The sequence below is a fragment of the Schaalia odontolytica genome (genome assembly GCF_024584435.1).
GTDB lineage: Bacteria > Actinomycetota > Actinomycetes > Actinomycetales > Actinomycetaceae > Pauljensenia.
In genome coordinates this window covers 1,747,438-1,765,744 of record NZ_CP102197.1, presented here as the reverse complement: position 1 = coordinate 1,765,744, position 18,307 = coordinate 1,747,438, and the positions used below count along the sequence as shown (strand labels likewise).

The window sequence follows — 18,307 nt, the reverse complement described above, 5'->3', positions numbered from 1 at the left end:
GTCATCGGTAGATCCGTGACCAGTCGCAAAAGAACGATAACGAACAGTGCGTTCGGTACCTGAGCGACGGGCGCTACCCGCCTGAGCGCAAGAGTACTATCGTTAACGCAACGTCGGCCCCAGGCCTCGTCAATGATGACCCAAGGAGAACCCATGACCACCGACCCCCGCGCCGCCATCGCAGCCTCCGACACCGCGCTCGGCATTGAGTTTGGATCCACCCGAATCAAAGCCGTCCTCATCGGCCCCGACCACGAGGTGCTGGCCACCGGCGGCCACTCGTGGGAGAACCAGCTGCGTGACGGGCTGTGGTCCTACACCCTGGATCAGGTGCGCGACGGGCTGCGCGACGCCTACGCCGCGCTCGTCGCCGACGTGCGTGAACGCTACGGAACGACCCCCACCTCCTACGGCTGCATCGGCGTTTCGGCGATGATGCACGGCTACCTTGCCTTCGATGCCGACGACCGCCAAATTGCGCCCTTCCGAACGTGGCGCAACACCAACACGGGACGCGCCGCAAACGAGCTCACGCGCCTGTTCTCCTTCAATATTCCCCTGCGCTGGTCCATCGCCCACCTTCACCAGGGGGTCCTGGATGGTGAGGATCGGATTGGCGAGGTCGCCCGCCTGACCACCCTGGCCGGTTGGGTCCACCACCAGCTCACCGGCAGGGCGGTTCTCGGCGTGGGTGACGCCTCCGGAATGTTCCCCATCGACTCGGCGACGCTCACCTACGACAGCTCCATGATCGAGGCGTACGAGGAGCTGGTTGCCGACCGGGTACCGTGGCGGCTGCGTGACCTCCTGCCGACCGTGCTGTGCGCCGGAGAGGACGCGGGGACGCTCACCCCCGCCGGCGCGGCTCTCATCGACCCGACGGGAACCCTGCAGCCCGGCATCCCCCTGTGCCCGCCCGAGGGAGACGCGGGAACCGGCATGATCGCGACGAATGCCATCGCCAAGCGCACCGGCAACATCTCGTGCGGCACCTCCGTGTTCCTCATGGCGGTCTTGGACAATGCCCTGTCCGGGCTGCACACCGAACTCGATATGGTGACCACGCCCGATGGCTCACCCGTCGCCATGGTCCACTCCAACAACGGCGCCTCCGAACTCGATGCATGGGTCGCCATGTTCGCCTCCTTCGCGCGTCTCATCGGAGCCGACGTGCCCACGCCCGCCGTCTACGACGCCCTCTACGAGCACGCCCTGACGGGCGACGAGGATGCGGGCGGGGTGGTCGCCTACAACACGCTCTCCGCCGAACCGCTTGTCGGCTTGACCGCCGCGCAGCCCCTCTTCACCCACACGCCGAAGGCGCGAGTCACCCTGGCCAACGCGGTTCGCGCCCAGCTCATGAGCGTCTTCGCGGCCGTGCGCATCGGTGTCGACATCCTCGCCGAGGAGGGCGTGCGCCTCGACTCGCTCTTCGCCCACGGCGGCCTGTTCAAGACCCCCCGTGTCGCCCAGCAGATCCTCGCCGACGCGCTTGAAATTCCCGTCTCCGTCGGTGATACCGCGGGCGAGGGTGGTGCCTGGGGCATCGCCGTGCTTGCCCGGTATCGCAGCGCATGCGTCGCGATGGCCGAGCGTGGGGGTGCGCCGCAGGCCCTCGTTGAGTACCTGCGAGACCGCGTCTTTGCCGACGCTTCCGTGACGACGCTGGCTCCCACCCCCGAGGGCGCGGCCGGGTACGAGCGTTTCCTGGAGGCCTACCGAACCGGCCTGGGCGGCGTCGAGGCCACCGCGCTCGGCGCACCCCTTCGGTGAGCGGAGGTGTCAAAGGTGCGTGAGTGGCGCGCGGGTGTCAGAGCGGGCGCATGAGTGGTGGCGCGGGTACGGGGTTGCGGATGGCGGCGCGACCCGGTAGCTGGCATGGTTAACCCGCCGATGCGCAGGTTAACCCACCTGGTGGAGCGTGGGCGCCCGCGCCCATCTGCCACCTTGTGGGTTCAGGTCGCCACCTCGTGGGTCTGCGTGCGGGACAGCTTCACGCGGGTGCTCGCCTGAGCAGCAGTTCAGCCTAGCCACCTCGTGGGTCTGCGTGCCGGAGAGAAACCGAACCGGCCGGGTGAGACGGTTGGCTCACCCGGCCGCAACCTCGTCACGCCCGCGAAACCCGCTAGGATACTCACATGGGTAAAGCTAGCCGCCGCAAGAAGGTCACCGATCCCGCCAAGCTCAAGGCGTACCGCCCGCCGATCCCCTTCGTCGCCCGCCCCTACGAGGGCCTGCCGAAGGAGATCGAGCTGGTCGCCATGCGCGAGCTCATCCCGGCGGCCACGCTGACCGCACGCACCGACGCCGACCACGGCGGCGTCGAGTTCGACTTCGTCACCCTTCTTCCCGAGGGTCACCCCGCCATGGTGCGCCCCGACGGGCGGATTCTGGTGGCTCTGCAGACGCGTTCGAACTCGGCGGACCTCAGCCACGACGCGGGCGCCGCCCTGCTGGCAGCGATCGCCGCGAAGGAAGCCGGTGACGAGGGCGTCATCTCCGTTGACGTGCGCGAGCCTTCCGAGCGCCTCCAGGACATCGTCGACACCGATGGCTTCACGGAGATGAAGCTCGAAGAGGACTTCTCCTTCTGGTTCGATCCCGCCGAGGAGATCGACGACCAGACGCGCCGAGCGCTGGATCAGAACCGCGACGAGATCATCCCCACCGAACCCGTGCCCGGAGTCCCCGGCGCCTACTGGTGCGAGATGAACCGCAACTTCGTGCGCCTCCTGACCGACAACGAGGAGGCGAAGCTCTTCGACGCCCTGGCGCGCTTGGCCGCGCGGGGAGAGGCTAACGTCGGCGAGGGATCCCGATACGTCGGGTCTTTCCGCGCGTGCGGACTGATTGTTCCCGTCTTCGAGCTGCCCGAGGGTGCGAGCGCAACCGACGTTGCGCCGGGCACGCAGGCGCTGGCCAAGGCCCTCGCGGAGGCGCTGACCGTGACCGAGCGGCTGGACGACAAGGAGCGTCGCGCACGTCAGGGCCTGGTCTCGCGCGCCGTCACCATCCGCTGAGCGCGATTTTGCCTGTTGTTTAACTAGGCTTGTCGCTCACATTACGGGCGGCGGGGCGCACCAACGCCCCGCCGCCCGTAGAATGTTAGTTGTGAACTATCGCAGTGGGTCCCGTGGTTCCCAGCCTCAGCGCGTCGCCGCCGTCATCGCTGCACACAACGTTGGCCGCGTCGTCGCCGCCACCGTGCGCGCCTGCCGCGCCATCCCCGGCGTTGACCTCCTCATTGTCGTTGACGACGGATCCACCGATGACACGGGGCGCGCTGCCCGAGCGGCCGGCGCCGTCGTCGTGCGTCACTCCGTTGAGCGCGGCCGCGCCTCGGCCATCGAAACCGGCGTGAAGGTCGCCGCCATGCGCGACCGCCCCGACGGCCCGCCTCGACACATCCTCCTCCTTTCGCCCGACCTCGGGGAGTCAGCCGTCGAAGCCACCGCCCTGGTCGAGGCAGTCTCCGCCGGGCAGGCAGACATGGCGATCGCGGTGCCCGCGCGGGAACGCGAGTACTCCGGCTTCGGCCCCGGCGTCGCTCGCAGGCTCATTCGTCGAAAGACCGGCTGGTACTGCCACTACCCCCTCAGCTACCAGCGCTGCCTGACGCGCGAGGCCATCGACGCGGCCATGCCCTTCAGCGGGCGCTACGTCCTCGAGGCCGCCATGACCATCAACGTTCTGCGGGCCGGGCTGTCCGTCATGGAGGTTCCCTGCAACTTCGCCCACTCGGGAGCCGATCGCTCGCTGGGGTCCCTCAACCGTCCCGCGCGGATGGTCGATGCGCTGCTGGCCACCGTCTTCCAGGGGTTCCACTCCAACGCGCGCTCCAAGCGCCCCGCCGCCCACGAACAGGGCATCGGAGTGCCCTACCCGGCCCCCGCCTCCTCCGGTGATGACTCCGACGATGCCGCCGCGTCGCCAGCCGACGCGGCGCGCGTGAGCCGAGCTTCCGGAGCGCAGGCTGGCTCCCGCGACTCCGACAGCCCCGCATCGGGCGGTGGTACCCGGCCCGCGGAGATGGTTGGGTGAGGCGCGCAAGCCGAGCGAGGATCCCGGGCATCGTCTCCGCCTGGGGTGTTCCCGCGGCGGTTGCGCTCGCGGTCGGCACCCTCTACGTGTGCTACTCGCTCGCCCAGTGGCGCGCCCTCGTCGTCCCCTCCTGGGACCTGGGTATCTTCACCGAGGCAATCCAGGCGTACTCGCGCTTCGAGGCGCCCATCGTTCCCATCAAAAGTCCGGGCTACAACCTCCTCGGGGACCACTTTCACCCGATCCTGGCGCTCCTCGGTCCGGTCTATCGGATCTTTCCGTCGGCCCTGACTCTCCTGGTTGCCCAGGACGTGTTGCTCGCGGTGTCGGTGCTTCCGATCGCGCGCCTCTCCCAGCGCCTGCTCGGCCGGGGTGGCGCCCTGCTGGTCGGCATCACGTACGGGCTGGGATGGGGCCTCCAGGGCGCCGTCGCCGCCCAGTTTCATGAGGTGTGCTGCGCCGTTCCGCTGCTGGCCTTCGGGGGCGTCGCATTCGTGGAGAGGCGGTGGGGAGCGTGCATGGCGTGGCTTGCACCCCTTGTCCTCGTCAAGGAGGACCTCGGGCTGACGGTCTTTGTTGCCGGCCTGGCAATGGCGTGGCGGCGCCGAGGCCACGGTCGGCCCGGCGTCCTGTGCTCCCTGGCGTACGCCCTGTTCGGTATCGTTGCTTTTGTGGTGACCGTTAAGGTTCTTCTTCCCGCAGTGAATCCGGCGGGAACGTGGGCCTACTCCCTTGACGGCTCCGCGACCGGTGCGGGCACCTCCACGGGCGGCGCGACCGCGGCGAGGTCCCTTCCCTCGGTCTGGGGCATCCTCGCCGATCCACCCGTGAAGCTGGTGACCCTGCTGGTCGCCGCCGCCGGGGCCGGGCTGGCGGGCACGTCCTCCCCCTGGTTTGCTCTCGCGGCGCCGACGCTAGCCTGGCGCTTCGCCGGTTCCGTCGACACCTACTACGTGTGGGACTCGTGGCACTACAACGCGGTCCTCGTTCCGATCGCGGCGTGCGCCCTCCTCGACGTGATGAACAGGTGGATTACGCGCGGGCACGAGTCGGGGTCAACCGATCCACACCTCGGCAAGTCGCGCGCGGACGAGGAGGCGGCCCGCGACGGGGGCGATGAACCGGATGCCCCTGCGAGCCGCACCCGATGTGGCGGCGTCGACGAGGCCGATGCCGCCGACCTTGAGGGAGGCCGCGCAGGCGCGCGTACGCCCGACGAGGCCGACCCGGGCGGAGACGGAACCGTATCATCCTTCGGCGTCTCCTGGCGGCGTGCCGCGTGGGTGGCGGCTCTCGTTCCGACCGTGTCCCTGGCCCTCACCTGGACGTCCCTGCCGCTCTCGCAGCTGCCCTCCCTCCACGAGAGCCCCCGCATGAGCGCCGCCGAGGAAGCGATCGCCGCAGTTCCGGACGGAGTGAGTGTCGAAACCGACACGACGCTGCTCGCGAGGCTCGTGCCGCGACGCGAGGTGTACTGGGTTGGGACAACCCAGGCAATGGCGGAGCCGCCACAGTACGTCGTCATCGACGACCGCTCCTACGCGTGGGGTGGTGCGAGCGTCGACGCCCAGGCATGGGCGGCCGCCGCCCACCCCGGCCACACCTACGAAACGGTTTATTCCAAGCAGGGCTTCCGCGTCGCGCGACGCACCTCGTAAGGGTGGGCACCGGCTGTTTGGGCAGCGACATGCCCGAGGCGCAGCGTGCATGGCCGTGGCGGGCATGGCCGTGGCGGGCGCGGCTGTTGCGGGCGCGGCTCCACCCGAACGGGGTCGCGTGGGCGGCTTGCTGCTGCTTGCGCGGTTAGCTCGCGAGGGAACTCGGGTGGGCATGCGCGGTGCTCAAGGGGTGGTCGTGAAACCGGAGCCGCCCCTGCGGCGTGGGGTTGTTGGTCCGGTGAAACCGAAACCGCCCCTGCTGGCGCCGAATGCGTCGAAATGGGGTGAATCGGGCATACAGGGGTGGTCCGGGTTTCACGCGGGGCGTGAGAGCGGGCCCGGGGCGCCATGCGGGGGTGGTCCGGGTTTCACGCGCGGTGTGAGAGCGGGCCCGGGGCGCCATGCGGGGGTGGTCCGGGTTTCACGCGGGTGCCTTCGGCCGACGCATGGGGCTATCCTGGTGCTCTAGGAAGACCGGAATGTCGCGATGAGCCTTGCGAGTCCTCCGAGTGCGAGCAACGCCGCGCCAACCAGGAAGGGCGCGGAGGTCGAGAAACGAGTCATGAGGAATCCGCATGCCGCATAAGCGACGGGCGCTGATCCGTAGGTCACGAGGTTGATAGCAGAGTAAATGCGCCCAGCGAACGACTCGGGCGTGCTGTTCATGATGTCGCCGATCAGAGTCGGCGCGACTACTCCAGCGCCGAAACCTGAAACAGCGACAAGGAGCAGCGATAGTGAGCTCGAAACCGCGATGTACTGGGCGCAGGTAAGCGCGGCAAACACGAGGATCCCACAGTTGATGACCGCATTGCGCGCGCTCGTGCGGTCGCTAGGAATGCGCGATGCGATGAGTCCTCCGACAATGCCGCCGAGGGCGAAGACGCACACTGCGGCACCAAAGGTCCCTCCACCCCATCCGAGTTCAAGGTAGCGTGCTGGGAGCACGATGTTCATGACACCGGACAGTGACGCGTCGATGAGCAGGGCGGTGATCAGGCCGATTGCGACGATTCCCCCGTTTCGCGCCATGACGACCCTGAGGGAGACGGAAGCGATCGAAGGGGCCTGGGCCTGCGGGGGTTGGTCGTCTGCTTGTGTTGCTGCGGCGACGTTTGGAATCGCGCAGAATAATGCGAGCGCGACTGCTGCGAGGAGCGCAAACGTCAGAAACAGTGCGTGTAGGGGAACGGTTTCAAAGCTGAGTCCGCTCGATGCGCCAGCGAGTCCTGTTGCGACGCTCGTGATGACCTGGACCCAGGAGATCGTGCGGGAGAAGTCCCCGTGGGAAGTCAGCCGCTTGAGGAGCGCGCCCGAAGAAGGCAGGTAGAGACCGTCGCCCGCGCCGAAGAGAACGATGCCGCACGACAGGAGGGGAACATGTGGGCCTTGCAGGGAGTCACAGCCGACGAGAAGGAAAGCGACGATGCGTAATGCAAGCCCCACCTGGACACAGCGGTAGGGAGACCAGCGGTCCGCAGCGTATCCTCCGGCAAGAATCAGACACAGCCGCGTCACCGAGGCGGCGGTCAGGAAGGAAGCTGCAATCGCCGATCCGTAGAACGAGAGGAGAAAGAGGCTCAGGACGACAAAGAACGCCTGATCGCCAATGGCGACAACTCCCGCGACGGCGAGCCATGTCCGCAGGTGCTTCATGATGCACTGATCGCCTCCTCCCTGAGCATGCTGTGATATTACATAAAATCACATAAGGATTCTAAAAGAAGAGCAAAGTCTTGCATGGCTGGGTAAGCCCTGATTAGTGCCGACTCGACCGGGTTGATGTCGGTGATGCTGGCTTCTGCCGATTGGCAAGTGGTTGTGAAACCGGAGCCGCCCCTGCTGGGGAGGGCCCGTCGGTCCGGTGAAACCGAAACCGCCCCTGCTGGCGCCGAATGCGTCGAAATGGGGTGAATCGGGCATGCGGGGGTGGTCCGGGTTTCACGCGAGGTGCGAGAGCGGCGCCGAGGCACCGTGCGTGGGTGGTCCGGGTTTCACGCGAGGTGCGAGAGCGGGCCTGGGGCGCCGTGCGGGGGCGGTCCGGGTTTCACGCGGGGCGTGAGAGCGGGCCTGGGGCGTCGTGCGTGGGTGGTCCGGGTTTCACGCGGGGTGTCAGAGCGGCGCCGAGGCACCCGCGGTGCGACCCTACCGTGCTCGGCGCAGGCGCAGCGAGTTGAGGACCACGAACACCGACGAGCACGCCATCGCGGCGCTCGCCAGCATGGGGGAGAGGAGCCCAGCGATTGCGAGCGGCACCATGAGGACGTTGTAGAAGAACGCCCAGAACAGGTTTTCCTTGATGATGCGCAGCGTCCGGCGCGACACCCGAATCGCGGTCGCCGCCGATGTCAGCGACGAGTTCATGAGCGTCATGTCCGCGACCTCGATCGCCACGTCCGTGCCCGAACCCATCGCGATGCCCAGGCCCTTCGAGCTTGCCTGCGCCAGGGCCGCCGCGTCGTTCACGCCGTCGCCCACCATCGCGACCGTGCGACCCTCGGCCTGAAGAGCGGCGACAGTGTCGCGCTTGCCGTCGGGCAGGACGCCTGCAATGACGCGCTCGATCCCGACCTGGTCTGCCACGTGTCGCGCCGCCGCCTCGTTGTCGCCCGTCAGCAGGATCGGCTCGATGCCCAGCTCGCGCAGCTCGGCGATCGCCTCTGCGGAGGAGTCCTTCACCGTGTCACGCACGACCAAAGCGGCGATCGCGCGGCCCTCGACGCGCTCGGGGATCACCAGGGACGAGGCCGGGGCCCCCTCCTGCTCGCCCGCGCCCGGGGTGGTGCCGGGCTGGGTGGGGGTACCGGTATCCCCGGTCGCGCTGCCGCCAGTCGCGGGTGCGCCGTCGGAGGATGCGGCCTCAGAACGGGAGGTGACGGTGCCGGAGTATCCGGCGGCGCTGACGACGGCTTCGAGCTCCTCGTCGCTGTGCGGGGAGGTCAGCGTGATGCGCGCCGACTCGGTCGCGAGGTTAACCTCGGCGCTCACGCCGTCAAGCTTGCCGAGCTTGCGCTCGACTCGGCGTACGCACGAGGCGCACGTCATGCCCCCCACGCTCATGGTCAGCGTCGCGAGCGGTAGGTCAAAGTCCGGGCCGGGCAGCGTGACGGACGCGGGCGCCTCGGGCGTGGTGGCTGCCGGCGCCGGGGAGGAGGAAGCCGCGGAAGCCAGGTTTGGCGCGAGAGCCGTGACGACCGCGGAGGCACCCGAGGTCTCGGCCTCGCGCACGGCGTCAAGGAGAGAAGCGGGCACGTCCACGCCTAGGGAAGCCAGCCACGACGGGCGGCCGACCAGCACGCCGCCGCGGGCGGTGAGGCCGACGACGCCGAGCCCGGGCTGATTCGCGAACGCCGTCACGGGCTCGGTCGCCAGGCCGCGGCCCGTGGCGCCCGCCGTGATCGCTCGGGCAACCGGGTGTTCCGAGAGGGCCTCGACGGATGCGGCGAGGGACAGGGCCGAGGCCTCGTCGAGTTGCGCGGGCAGTGTCGCGGTGGGGGTGGCCTCGTCCTGCCCCGCGGGCACCACAATGGACTCCAGCGACATGACACCGGTCGTCACCGTCCCGGTCTTGTCCAGCAGCATCGTGTCGATCGAGCGCGTCTGCTCGAGAATTTCCGCGTTCTTGATGAGGATCCCCAGCTGGGAGGCGCGCCCGGACCCCACGAGGATCGCGGTCGGCGTCGCCAGACCCAGAGCGCACGGGCACGCCACGACCAGGACGGCAACGGCCGCCGTGAACGCGGCCTGCACGCCGCCGCCCGTGAGCAGCCACCCGACCAGGGTCGCGAGCGACACCGCGATCACCACCGGCACGAAGACACCCGAGATCTGGTCCGCGAGGCGCTGGACAGGGGCCTTGCCGGCCTGGGCCTCGGCGACCATGCGTCCGATCTGGGACAGCGTCGTGTCCGAGCCGACCCGCGTGGCGCGCACCAGCAGGGAACCCCACGTGTTGACGGTCGCGCCCGTCACCGCGTCGCCGGGGGCGGCGTCCACGGGCACGGACTCGCCCGTGAGGAGGGAGGTGTCCAGGGCGGAGGAACCCTCGACGATGACGCCGTCGGTCGCCACCTTCTCGCCCGGGCGCACGGCGAAAAGATCGCCGACCTGCAGGGACGAGGCGGGAACGACCTCCTCGGTGCGCTGGCCGGTCGCGGGATCAACGCTGATGAGCGTCGCCTCCTTCGCGCCCATGCTCAGCAGCGAGCGCAGCGCGTCGCCCGCGCGGTAGCGTGCGCGCGCCTCCATGTAGCGTCCCGTCAGGAGGAACACGACGATCATGCACGCGCCCTCGAAGTAGATCTCGGCGTGCCCGGCGTGCGCCGCGCGTGGGATCAGGCTCATCTGCATGCGCATGCCGAGCATGCCGGCGCCACCCCACAGGAGCGCCCACCAGCTCCACAGCGTCGAGGCGATGACGCCGAGCGATACCAGGGTGTCCATTGTGGTCGACCCGTGGCGACCCGCCGCGAAGGCCGCCCGGTGGAAGGGCCACGCCCCCCACGTGACCACCGGGATCGAGGCGGCCGCGACGACCCACTGCCACCCCGTGAACTGCCAGGCGGGAATCATCGACAGCAGCATCGCGGCAATGCCCAGCGGCGCGGAGACGATGAGGCGAGCGCGCAGGTCGGCGGCATGGGCGCGGGTGCCCTCGCCCACCTGGGGGGTGGGGGACGAGGCCTGGGCTGCCTCGTGCGAAGAGGCGGTAGTTGTACGGTTGGGGGTCACGGAATCAGTGGACATGGGTACCCTCCGGGGGTATGTATCAGATGAAAGGAAACGAGGCCGGGAAAGTGCCCCGACCTCGTCGGTGAGGTGTGAAAAACCTCAGAAGTCGCGCGAGACGCCAACCAGCGTGAAGCCGGCCTCGGAGACCGCGTCGCCGAGCGCGGAGTCCTCAAGCGCCTTGTCGGTCAGGACGGTGACCTTGGAGGTTCCGCCCGAGTTGAGGATGACCTCGACGTTCTTGACGCCCGGGAGCTCCGTGAGTTCCTCGGTGACGCTCATGACGCAGTGCCCGCAGGTCATGCCGTCGACGGACAACTCGATGGTGCGGTCGATCTCGGTGCTCATGTTTTCTCCTTGAGGTTAGGACTTGATGAGGCGAGCGATGGCCGCGGCCGCCTCGTCGACTTTGGCCTGCGCGGCCTCGTCGGATTCGCGCGCCGCTGTGACGACGCAGTGGTTCATGTGGTCTTTGAGTAGGTTGACTGCCACGGAGTCGAGCGCGGACTGGGCGGCGGAGACCTGCGTGAGGATGTCGATGCAGTAGTCGCCCTGCGAGATCATGCGCTGCAGGCCGCGCACCTGTCCTTCGATGCGGCGCAGGCGTGCGAGGTGGTTCTCGGTGTTGCCGTGGTAGCCGTGCTCGTTGCCCATAGAAAAGAGAGTACCCCTAGGGGGTATAGGTGTCAAGGGGAGTGTGGTGACACTCCCTGTGGAGCTTGCGACACGCATTCCCCAAAGTGGCGCGACGAGGCCTCGCCCACCGTAGGGTGGGGAGAGGACACAGGTGAGGAGGGGATATGAAGCGACGCCCGCGTCGGCGCTACCACGCGATGCGCCGCGTGCCGCAGGCGTACCCCGGCCTCTACCTGCGCCTCAAAGTCGCCCCCATTCTGCCCGCCCTCGCAGCTACGGTCGCCGTCGGCGCCCTCGCCGAAATCTCCGTTCTGCCCGATAACCTGCGGGGACGGGCGCGATCCCTCTCCGACGCCATGGGAACCGCGATCAGCGAGAAGTCTCAGAGGATCTTCTTCGACGCCCCGGGCCTGGACACCCTCCTCATCCGCTCCCTCTCCCACGTGGCGCGCCGAACCGCCACCGTCGGGCGTGCGTGGGCGCGCCTCGTCGTCGCAGTTGGCGCGGACAAAGACGGGCGCATGGCCCGCATGCGTCCCCTCATCCCGAAGCGCGGATACGACGCCCTCATGACGGGAATGCTCACCGTCGGCACCGCCGTTGGCGCCCTGCGAGGCGGCGCCGTTCACGTTGCCCTCCTGCGTGACTCCGCCGCCGACCCGCCCTTCCAGCCCCCGCTGCCCGATCACCCCGAGGCTCAGATCCGCCGCGTGGATGCCCCCGAGACCCTGTCCGATATGTGCGCCGACATTGACGAGCTCTACTGGTCGCGCACCCTGGGACCCGCCGTGAAGATCACGCGTGTCGGCGAGGGGGAAGCTCGGCGCTGGCTCATGTCTCTGGTCGGGACGGAGTCCATGACCTTCCGCTCCACCCACAACCCCGCCGACATCGAGGCCAACATTCGCCTCATGCTCGGACTGGAGGCGTCCATGAGTGTCGGTGTCGTGCGCGCGCTGCACGCCGCCATGGAACGAGACGGTGTGCCCGCCGAGGAAAGGGCGCGCCAACCCGTCTTCGTCTGCGGTCACTCCCAGGGCGGGATCGTCGCGGCCGCGCTGGCGTCCGTCCCCCCGCACGAGGCAGAGGTCAACATCGTGGGAATCCTGTCCACGGGTGGACCCAACCGCAGGATCCGGGTGCGCCCCGACGTGGTCACCGTCGCCATCACCCACGACCAGGACGTCGTGCCCAGCATGGACGGCTCGCCCGACCGCGCCCCCGACCGACGCGTCGCGGTGGGGCGGAGCCTCGTGCGGCCCCGGAATCGCCCCCTGTATTACGCGCACTCCTCGTCGACGTACACGGAGACGGTGCGGCTCCTCGAACGCAAGGTGCGCGTCACCCCGTGGGGCAGGCTCGCCTCGTCGATGGCGGCCCTGCAGGACTTCCTGCCTACCCCCGGGGAGGCCACGCGCGTCATGCACTACGAGATCTGGCAGGACCTCCTGACCCCCACCGCCGACAACACGTGGAATACGGTGGCCGCGTTGGAGCACAGAGGATCGTACGAACCCACCACCTACCCCATCGACTACGTGGCCACGGTCCCGCGCCTGCCGCGAGTCGCTCGTTCGCGCTCGCCGCGCCGCGGGACGTCCCTGGGAGCATTCCTTCGTGCGCTCCTCGCCTATCGAAAGGACAGGTCATGACCGACCCCAACGCCCCCCTGCGCGAGGTGCGCCGATGGATGCGCGTCTCGACCCCCGTCAACAAGGTGGCGGCCGCTGGACTGCGCGGACGCCTCCCGCAGATCTCGGGGCCGCTGGTCATCGGTGCCCTCGGCGTCGGCGCGATCGGCGCGGGCATCGCGTGGCGGGCGCTGGCCTCCACGCGCGGAACCGGGCGCACGCAGCGCTTCGCGGACCTTGCCTCCGCCGCCCTCGAGTCCCGCTTCCCAGCCTCCGGCGCCGAGGCCCCTTCCAGCGGGTTAACGTACGAGGGTGGGGCGGGGAGGCCGGGGAGAGCCCGGCGTGCTCGGCGAGCCATCAATGTCGAAGTGGGCGAGGGTTTCGGGCGCCCCTCCCTGGTGTCCATCGACGTGGTCGTGCCCGCGGGGGACACCCTGGTCGACGCGACCGCTGCTGCGCAGGCGCTGGACGCTATCACGCGCGCCGCGTGGAACAACCCCGAGATGGCGCCGGTGAGCGTGCGTGCCCGGGTCCTCGTCGCCCACGACGAAGGCGGTGATCTCGAGGCCTCCGGCGCGCAGACCGACACGGTCGCCGACATGAGCGCCCTCGGCTTCGCCGACGAGATCGCCCGCCCCGACGAGCTGTACCACCGCTACGGGCCGCCCGAGTGCGACCCCGCGTGGAGGCCGTGAGCGCTGAGGCCGGGCGTCGCCGAACGGGCCGGGCGACCGCGTGCGAGGCGGTCCCCGACGCTCTTGTTCGCTTCTTGACCGTTTGATAGTGTTGGTCCTGGCGCTATGGTTATGCGCGAGAGGGGACACAGTGGCCGGCGATCTTGTCATCGAAGAGGGGGACCTCGAAGTCCTGCGTGACCGCACGAGAGACCTGTCTGGCAGACTGCAGTCGGTGACCGTCGCGACGGCGGGCGACTCCATTTCCTCCGGGGTTGGCGGGAGCCCGCTCGCAGGACAGGGGCGCGGCGCCGGAGAGACGATCGATGACGCGGTCATTGCGCTGACGCGTGACCTGGACGATTTTTCCCAGTCCGTCAACGACTCGATCAACGCCTATAACGAGAATGAGAATGCCACGACGGTGAGCTTCCAACAGACCACCCACGGTGGCCCGGCGATGACGATGGATGACCTGCTGCGCATGAGGGAGGAACAGTAATGGCAACCTGGGCGGACATTCAGAGCTGGGACCACAACGCCATCATCGAGGCCGAGGACCTCATCGAGGCCGAGGTGCGTGAGGCGCGCGAGATCATCGCCGACCTCGAACACGCCGCGAACGACATCCGATCTCAGGGCGAGGCACCCGACCGGATGCGCCAGCGGCTCACCGAGATCCAGGACAAGCTGGACTCGCGCCTCAACGAACTCACCGAGTACGCACTGGCGACAGCGGAGCTGCACGGGTACGTGAGTCGGGTGGTGGCAAAGCGTAAGTCTGCATGGGAGGTCGCGGCGGAGATCGGTGCTGAGATCACGGAATCTGGGTACATCAAGTGGAACATACCCGAACGGGAAAAAACCACGGTGGCTCAGTGTAAATATGACGAACTCTTAGACACCATTGCCGACGCGATTAAGATTGCGACCGAGGCGGAGGATACTGTAGGGTCCCGATACAAGGCTCTGGCCGATGGAAAGTACGCTATGTCCGAGGGCCGCCACTCGGCCTCTGCGGGCTTGGCCGACGACGCCGACCCCTCGTGGAGTCCCGAGGAGGTCTCCGTGTGGTGGGCGCTCCTGTCGGAGTCCGAGCGTGAGGCGCTCATCAACAAGAATCCCGAAAAGTACGGCAATCTCAACGGTATCGACATGGCGTCGCGAGCAAAGGCGAACGATCTCGTGTTGAACGGACGCATTGATGCTGCGGGAAATCGTATTCCTGGGACAAGTCTGATTGAGAAAACCGAGAATGAGCTCAGAAAGGTGGAGGAACAGATTGAGGCATTGCACAACGCTGGAATACCGCTATCACCGTTCCTCGGCCAGCGGCACGAGGGTCTCCGTAATCGCTTGGCGGATCTTCAAGCACTTGACAGGAATCTCCGAAATGATAGTGAGTTGAGGCTCTTTACCCTTGAGCCGGGGGAGCTTGGCGAGAATGTTCGTGCCGCAATTGCCATCGGAGATGTCGATAACGCGAAGCATGTAACGACCTTCGTTCCTGGCATGACCACGTCGTGTCGTAGGAGTACTGACCTCAACTTGGGGTATGCGCGGAACCTGATCGAAGCAGCGGAGATCGCGGGTGATGCGGAAAAAGGAAGTGTCGCAGCGGTCGCGTGGATGGGCTACGAAGCGCCGCCAGATCCAAAGGAGACATGGGACCCGTCTGTTGCGTTCCCGGGTAAAGCGCAGGTGGGAGGCCAGAAGCTGAACGGCTTCCTGACAGGAATTCACTCGTGGCGCTCAGAGCGGGGAATGGACGTGCACCAAACTCCGGTCACACATTCTTACGGCTCCCTGACGGGCGGCTTTGCGATGCGTGATATTGGAGCAGACGTTGTCGATGACTTCGTGTATACGGGTTCCCCGGGATCAGCGGTGAATTCTGTCGGGACGCTGGGGGTAGACCCCGAACATACGTGGGTCTCGGCGATTCCGCTACACGACGCGGTTCAGGGAATGGGGCCCGATGGGACCTTTGGGCGTGACCCCAAGGAGCTGGAGGGCATCGGGCATCTCTCGGGTGACGCGACTGGGGGAGATGGATACAACTCAGATCCAAACGCCGACAAATATGCGAATCACTCCGCGTATTTCTATAGGGCGAAATCGAATGAACATAACTACTCGCTCGAAGACATTGGTGAGGTCATCGCAGATAAGAAGAAAAAGCAATGAGTCAGAAACGGTTGGTCACTCTGCTGGGTGCCGGCAGCGCCTCGCTGCTTCTGTCGGGTTGCATCCTGGGGCTGCCGGACGCTCCTCCCTATCCGGATAGCGGGAGCGTTCCCGCAGCTGAACGCCAGACGTTGGAGGCCTTTGTCAGCGATGCGATGCCTCGGTACATGCGCATCATCGAGGAGGTCGCATTGGAAGCGGGAGGAGTCATCGCTGACGTTGGCCACTCGGAGACTCAACCCTGTCGGTCAGAAGTCAATGGATACGAGATTCGTGCGGTCCGCTTTAATCTTCCGCTGATCGAATATGAAGATCTGCGCAGGATTGTCGGAGAAGCTGCTCAGCGCTACGGCTACCTGTATACGTCTGATCCTGTTCCTCGGGATGAGCGACACATACGCAGCGTCGGTTTGAGCGACCAGGATGGCAATTCTCTGTTGTTTGATCACTTCGAGAATGACGTTATCTTTGTCCAATTTTCCTCCGGATGCCTGCCTTCTTTGCGTTCAAGGGACATCCACGGCCAATTTGCGATTCCAACTGCGCAAGAGATGTTCCCTCTCTTAACGATCGTTGACGCGTACGACGCTGATAAGCAGAAGAATCCATTGATTTTCCGTCATGTGGCGACGGATTCTGAGCAGCAGTCGGGGAGTTGAGGGCGATGAAGTGGACGCCAGCGCGTGTTGGTCTTGCCGCGGTCGTGGTGGCGGCCACGTTGTACGGGTGGGATGCGGCGATGCCTCGCAAGGGTGAACTTGTTCCCTTTCCTCAGCGTGTGAGCTTCGAGGAGTACATGAGCCGTCAGCTTCCGGAGCTGTCGCGCATGGCTGTGCAGGTGGCCGCTGAGACTGGTGGTGAGTTGAAGGTGATGGGCCTGCCCTACGTGCAGGCGTGCGGGATCAGCGGTTTGCAGGGTTATCGGGTTTTTGGCTACAGCACGGTGGCTCCGCAGATCTCTTTTGATCGGCTTGAGGAGGTTGTCAGGGCCCACCGGCGTGATGGTGTGTCTGGTCTGTGGGTACAAAACGATTTTCGGAATGATGGAAGTCGGAGAATTTACTTCACGGACAACGACGGCAATTCGGCTGAGTTCAAGTACACCGAGACCGGTATCGAGATGAGTTCCTACTCCTCGTGCCTGCCCACCTCTCATGCCCTGAATGATCCCGGTCAGTTCGTTCTGCCGTCGGTGGAGGAGGCGTTCCCGGGTGTGCCCGTGACGGTCAGCGATAACACGAACCCGGACCTGCACCCCCTTCCCACGCTCACTCTCGGTGACCAAGCCGACCCACAGCCTGGCGCCCAGAGCGGCGCCCAGTCGGGGGAGTGACGGCATGGGTTCTCGGTGGGTGACGGCGGCGAGTGCTGCCTGTGCTTCGTTGCTTATGGCGGCGTGTGTGCCGGGGCTGTCGGATGATGCTGACCTGTATTTTGGGCGCGGCAGTGGGAGTATCCCGATCTCTGAGGGGCAGACGACGGAGGTTCACATCAGGGATACCCTGCCCCGGTATCTGGGCATCATCGAGGAGGTCGTTGTCGAGTCCGGTGGCGTGCTAGAAGTCGGTGGCAAGAATCGAGTCGACGGTTGCTTGACGACGGATACGACCGATATGGATATCCATTGGGATTCGATGGTTATTCCTACGATCGATTATGAGGATTTGCGCCGGATTGTCGTTGAGGGGGCGCAGCGTAACGGCTTCGGCTATTCGTGGGATCCGGTACGCAGAGATAAACTCAACTCTCGCTCTGTTGCTGTCGGGGATGGCTACGGGAATAGTCTGATTTTCTATCACCACGAGGCTCAGGACCGCATTATCATTAGTTTGTATTCGGGGTGTATGTTCCCGTCCCAGCCTCTCGATCCGGACACTCCGCGCTCGTCTTATCCGCTGCCTAGCCCCGAAGAGATGTTTCCGAATCTGACAATCGTGCGGGCCTATGACGATAACGGCGGTGAGAATCCTGAGTTGCGTCCGCAGTCGGGGATTCAGTCCGGAGCGCAGACGGGGGAATGAACATGACAAAGAAATGGACCCCAGTACGCGTGGGTGCGTGGTGCGTCGTGGTGGTGGCCGTGTTGGGTGGGTGTCATGCAGCAAAGTCGCGCGATGCTGAGTTCGTTCCCTTTCCTGAGCGTGTGAGCATTGAAGAGTACATAAGCCGTCAGCTGCCGGAGATATCGAGTGTGGCTGTGCCGGTGGCTGCCGAGACCGGCGGTGAGCTAACGGTGATGGGCCTGCCGTATGTGCAGGTGTGCGGCAGCGGTGATACCCAGGGGTATCGGGTGGTTGGCTACACGACGGTAGCTCCGTCGATGTCCTTTGAGCGACTCGAGAAACTGGTGACAGAAAACAAGCCCGATTGGGCGGTGGCCGTGCAGGTTGACAAGCAAATCGATAGGGATGCTACTCGGGATATTCGGCTGATCGACAAATATGGTGGCCTCGTCGAGTTCAAGTTTTCGGAGGACTTTATCGCCGTGAGGTCGCGCTCCGCGTGTTTGCCGACGAATAAGCCCCTGGATGATCCCGGTCAGTTCGTTCTGCCTTCCGTGGGGGAGGCGTTCCCGGGCGTGCACGTGACGGTCAGCGACAACACGGATCCGGACCTGCACCCCCTTCCCACGCTCACCCCGGGTGTTCACGTCACCCCCCAGTCCGGTGCCCAGTCGGGCTCGTAACCCCCGCCCCGGCCTCGTCGGGAGGCGAAGAAACGGCACGGGCGGCGGGGCGCGGACCAACCGCGC

General features: G+C 66.3%; 16 protein-coding genes. 12 read left to right on the top strand and 4 right to left on the bottom strand.

All coding sequences use genetic code 11. From position 1 onward, the window contains the following. The first annotated feature begins 153 nt into the window (after positions 1 to 153). The 4 genes from NQK35_RS07860 (at position 154) to NQK35_RS07845 (ending at position 5,699) form a co-directional block, all read left to right on the top strand. Positions 154 to 1,773, top strand: coding sequence for a xylulokinase (locus tag NQK35_RS07860; protein WP_257113794.1), 1,620 nt, complete (start codon positions 154 to 156; stop codon positions 1,771 to 1,773). Positions 1,774 to 2,138: 365 nt separating this feature from the next. Beyond that, the gene (locus NQK35_RS07855; protein WP_009212941.1) at positions 2,139 to 3,020 is read left to right on the top strand and encodes a DUF5926 family protein; all 882 of its coding nucleotides are present in this window, start codon (positions 2,139 to 2,141) and stop codon (positions 3,018 to 3,020) included. 91 nt (positions 3,021 to 3,111) lie between these two features. Continuing rightward, the gene (locus NQK35_RS07850; protein ID WP_257113793.1) at positions 3,112 to 4,041 is read left to right on the top strand and encodes a glycosyltransferase family 2 protein; all 930 of its coding nucleotides are present in this window, start codon (positions 3,112 to 3,114) and stop codon (positions 4,039 to 4,041) included. Further along, on the top strand, positions 4,038 to 5,699 hold the full coding sequence (locus tag NQK35_RS07845) for a DUF2079 domain-containing protein (RefSeq protein WP_257113792.1): 1,662 nt from the start codon (positions 4,038 to 4,040) through the stop codon (positions 5,697 to 5,699). The genes NQK35_RS07850 and NQK35_RS07845 overlap by 4 nt, the downstream gene beginning before the upstream one ends. 465 nt (positions 5,700 to 6,164) lie before the next feature. Here the strand turns inward: NQK35_RS07845 and NQK35_RS07840 are convergent, their stop codons facing one another. The 4 genes from NQK35_RS07840 to NQK35_RS07825 all read right to left on the bottom strand — a co-directional run bounded on the left by NQK35_RS07840 (position 6,165) and on the right by NQK35_RS07825 (position 11,081). Next, a complete protein-coding gene (locus NQK35_RS07840; protein ID WP_257113791.1) occupies positions 6,165 to 7,355 on the bottom strand; it encodes an MFS transporter in 1,191 nt (396 codons plus the stop codon). Between the two features lie 489 nt (positions 7,356 to 7,844). Continuing rightward, the gene (locus NQK35_RS07835; RefSeq protein WP_257113790.1) at positions 7,845 to 10,445 is read right to left on the bottom strand and encodes an HAD-IC family P-type ATPase; all 2,601 of its coding nucleotides are present in this window, start codon (positions 10,443 to 10,445) and stop codon (positions 7,845 to 7,847) included. 84 nt (positions 10,446 to 10,529) lie between these two features. Next, positions 10,530 to 10,775, bottom strand: coding sequence for a heavy-metal-associated domain-containing protein (locus tag NQK35_RS07830; RefSeq protein WP_009212946.1), 246 nt, complete (start codon positions 10,773 to 10,775; stop codon positions 10,530 to 10,532). 15 nt (positions 10,776 to 10,790) lie between these two features. Beyond that, complete coding sequence (locus NQK35_RS07825) at positions 10,791 to 11,081, bottom strand: metal-sensitive transcriptional regulator (RefSeq protein WP_009212947.1); 291 nt, start codon at positions 11,079 to 11,081, stop codon at positions 10,791 to 10,793. Between the two features lie 146 nt (positions 11,082 to 11,227). Between NQK35_RS07825 and NQK35_RS07820 the strand changes: the two genes are divergently transcribed. The 8 genes from NQK35_RS07820 (at position 11,228) to NQK35_RS07785 (ending at position 18,241) form a co-directional block, all read left to right on the top strand. Next, the gene (locus NQK35_RS07820) at positions 11,228 to 12,715 is read left to right on the top strand and encodes a lysophospholipase (RefSeq protein ID WP_257113789.1); all 1,488 of its coding nucleotides are present in this window, start codon (positions 11,228 to 11,230) and stop codon (positions 12,713 to 12,715) included. Next, positions 12,712 to 13,389, top strand: a complete 678-nt coding sequence (locus NQK35_RS07815) for a pyridine nucleotide-disulfide oxidoreductase (RefSeq protein WP_257113788.1) — start codon at positions 12,712 to 12,714, stop codon at positions 13,387 to 13,389. Before NQK35_RS07820 ends, NQK35_RS07815 begins: the two co-directional genes overlap by 4 nt. A gap of 130 nt (positions 13,390 to 13,519) precedes the next feature. Continuing rightward, complete coding sequence (locus NQK35_RS07810) at positions 13,520 to 13,870, top strand: hypothetical protein (protein ID WP_257113787.1); 351 nt, start codon at positions 13,520 to 13,522, stop codon at positions 13,868 to 13,870. Further along, positions 13,870 to 15,555, top strand: coding sequence for an alpha/beta hydrolase family protein (locus tag NQK35_RS07805; RefSeq protein ID WP_257113786.1), 1,686 nt, complete (start codon positions 13,870 to 13,872; stop codon positions 15,553 to 15,555). Before NQK35_RS07810 ends, NQK35_RS07805 begins: the two co-directional genes overlap by 1 nt. After that, positions 15,552 to 16,214 (top strand): DUF4853 domain-containing protein, encoded by a 663-nt coding sequence (locus NQK35_RS07800; RefSeq protein ID WP_257113785.1) that lies wholly within the window; start codon positions 15,552 to 15,554, stop codon positions 16,212 to 16,214. Before NQK35_RS07805 ends, NQK35_RS07800 begins: the two co-directional genes overlap by 4 nt. A gap of 5 nt (positions 16,215 to 16,219) precedes the next feature. After that, a complete protein-coding gene (locus NQK35_RS07795; RefSeq protein WP_048742841.1) occupies positions 16,220 to 16,888 on the top strand; it encodes a DUF4853 domain-containing protein in 669 nt (222 codons plus the stop codon). A 4-nt stretch (positions 16,889 to 16,892) separates the two neighbouring features. Then, entirely contained in the window at positions 16,893 to 17,576 is a 684-nt protein-coding gene (locus NQK35_RS07790) for a DUF4853 domain-containing protein (protein ID WP_257113784.1), read from the top strand. After that, entirely contained in the window at positions 17,573 to 18,241 is a 669-nt protein-coding gene (locus NQK35_RS07785) for a DUF4853 domain-containing protein (protein ID WP_257113783.1), read from the top strand. Before NQK35_RS07790 ends, NQK35_RS07785 begins: the two co-directional genes overlap by 4 nt. The last annotated feature ends 66 nt before the right edge of the window (positions 18,242 to 18,307 follow it).